Consider the following 2,658-nt stretch of genomic DNA (forward strand, 5'->3'; position numbering starts at 1 on the left):
CAACGACCTGCTACACCGGCTCGGCCGCTACGACCTGGCCGCACCCCTCCCGCTCGCCGCGTAACCCCCGACGAACTAACGGGCGCACCCACTAGGTGGCTGGCCGCTCACGCACGGTCTTGTGCACGATTTCGGGAGCTACGTGATCAGCATCCTACTGTTGGCGATCGCGGCGTTCTGCGGGCTATGGGTAGTCGTGATCCTTCATGACTACTTCAGCAAATAGTCACACCGGTCGGCTCCGGCGGTCCGTGCTCACCAAGTCCGCTCGGTGACGCACACCCGAGGAGCATGGCACACCTGCCAGCTCCTCGGGTTTTTTTTGTCCGACTTCTGGGGGCGGAAATCTCGGTTCCCGAGCACAACTGACCTTCCGCCGCGGACGGTCGGCCAACATTGTCCCAACCCGGTTCGAGGTAGGCCACCACTTCCGCAGCGGCGTGGTGAAAGGCCTGATCGGGGCCGACGTACCTACGAGGGGCAGGCACGCATCCGAGGGGCTGGTGTGGCCTGGACCGCTGATCGTGTAGGACGAGCCACAAGATCGGGTGGCTCGAGATGGTTTGGGGCACAGGATCCGAAGACGATCAAGATCGAGAACTCGATCGGGAATCTACAGGTGTGGCAGGCGACCGCCGGTGAGCTGGATCGTCATCTCGAGCGTCTGGTCGCGATGGGTCTGCGCCGTAAGGCCAAGCAGTACAAGATAATTCTGTGAGCGATGATGCAGATTGCCGTCCGGCACTGCGCTGTCGAGACCAACCCTGTCGACGGGGTGAGCTCGTTCACCCGGCGCAGCACCCGCGCTCGGGGCAAGGCCGGAGACCAGGATGCGTTGCCGGGCTTCAGGGCTCAGGTTCGTGCCTGGGCGTCCGGGGAGACTGTTCCCGGTACGCCGGCCTACACGTCCGGCCCGCCGCGCGATTGGTCGGTGGTGTGGGTGACCGATCTGACCTGCGGCACCGGGCTGTGCTCGCACGAGGTGTTCGCGGTCCTGCTCGAGGAGATCGATCTCGATGCCACGATTCCCTACCTCGATGTCACGGGCACGCTGGTGGAGGTGAAAGGCTCCGGGACCGGCGGGTGGGTGCGCCAGCCGTTCCCGAAGTCGGCGAACGGGTGGCGCCGGATACTGCTGCCCGAGCACTCCGCGCAGGCCTGCCGCGAGGCGCTGAAGGACCTCGAGGTCACCGGGCAACCGAACCCCACAGGGTCCTGTTTCCCGCACGCAACGGTTCCCTGCGCAACCCGAACAACTTCGGGCGCAGCTGGCGCGCCGCACGTGGGGAGAACTACTACTCCTGGGTCACTCCGCAGACGTTCCGGCGCGGGGTCGGCACGGCGGTCGACAACGCCTACGGCGATCCGGAGCGGGCCGCGCGACAACTCGGCAACACCAAAGCGGTGGCCAAGGCTCACTACATCGATATCCCCGAAACGGCACCCGACAACCGGGAGGTTCTGGAGCGGTGGGCGCGGGGAGAGCGGCCGAAAACGTGAGATTTCTGTGAGAAACGGCCGATTTTGGACGAGCTCGGTGACACAAAAAATCCCCTCCGACCCTGGTCGGAGGGGATTTCTTGGTCGGGCTGACAGGATTTGAACCTGCGACCACTTGACCCCCAGTCAAGTGCGCTACCAAGCTGCGCCACAGCCCGTTGCATTCGCTCTCGCTTGTGCTCGATGAGATTACCCCAGGACCCCCCTGAACATCCAAATCGGCTGGTACTCGGCGTGTGGCAGGGGTAAAGCGGACGCACTTGGCTGGGGGTCAAGTGCGTCGCGGGGTTGGGTCATCTGGCGCTCGGGCTGCGCGCACCGCGTGATCCTGTGCTCGCTCGACTCCGAGGCCATCCAGGACGATGACCGACCAGAGGGTGATCCGACGCTTCGGGTGTGGCGCACGGTCCCTCGCTGGCGAGGTGGTTGGACGCCTTCGCGAAGGTGTCGGTTCTATGTGCCGGAGGGGTGCGGCATAGGTGGTCGACGTGCCGGCCGGAACCTGCGTTTCTGCGGCGGCGGTCATGGGACGGCAATGGTTTCGACACATGTTCGAAATCGTTTGTGCCGCAGGGTAATAAAGTGCAAAAAGGTGCGGTTTTCATTGCCGCTCTCGGGGCCCTGGGTGCGGCTGTGCTGCCGGTGGTTTCGGGGGCAGTTGGACGATTGACAAGTCAAGATCGTTCGAACTACTGTTCAGTACGATGACCCCCGCCGCTCGAAAACCCCTGGTACACATGCCTCATTGGGTTGGCATGGCCACGTAGCGTGGCAGTCTTCAGCATCCGTTGCTGATCAATTGTTGCACTGATCCTGGCGGCACAGCTGGGTCAGTTGACCTGGTCTGAAACATCTCCTCGGCCAGGGTCCCTGTGGAGGCACCCCATATCATGCGGGCTCTTCTCTAGGTCGCTGTCGCATCGAAATCCGTTGTGTCGAAAGAGGAATCATCTGTGTCGTCGGCATGCTGTCGACTGGATCCGGACGCTGCGCGCTCGGTGCGATGGTGTTTGGCCACGGGTTGGCCAGGGTAGAAGAACGGAACTTGTTGGCCGCGGTCGTCTTCGGCTGTCCGGCGGTGGATGAGGGCGCGCGGTGGGTGCGTGCCATGAGGAAGGATTTGCAGAGGTGACCGGATCGGCGTTTGCCGTCGCTATC

General features: G+C 63.5%; 2 protein-coding genes and 1 tRNA gene. 2 read left to right on the forward strand and 1 reads right to left on the reverse strand.

Going from position 1 to position 2,658, the window contains the following annotated elements:
* Positions 1 to 505 precede the first annotated feature (505 nt).
* Together ACWEQQ_RS06305 and ACWEQQ_RS06310 are read left to right on the forward strand one after the other, a co-directional pair.
* Positions 506 to 718: a hypothetical protein gene (locus ACWEQQ_RS06305; protein WP_452347439.1), complete on the forward strand. Its 213-nt coding sequence runs from the start codon at positions 506 to 508 to the stop codon at positions 716 to 718.
* 365 nt (positions 719 to 1,083) lie between these two features.
* The gene (locus tag ACWEQQ_RS06310; RefSeq protein ID WP_452347440.1) at positions 1,084 to 1,500 is read left to right on the forward strand and encodes a hypothetical protein; all 417 of its coding nucleotides are present in this window, start codon (positions 1,084 to 1,086) and stop codon (positions 1,498 to 1,500) included.
* A gap of 81 nt (positions 1,501 to 1,581) precedes the next feature.
* Here the strand turns inward: ACWEQQ_RS06310 and ACWEQQ_RS06315 are convergent.
* Positions 1,582 to 1,658 (reverse strand) — tRNA-Pro (locus ACWEQQ_RS06315).
* Positions 1,659 to 2,658 lie beyond the last annotated feature (1,000 nt).

It is taken from the genome of Nocardia sp. NPDC004123, from assembly GCF_053603795.1.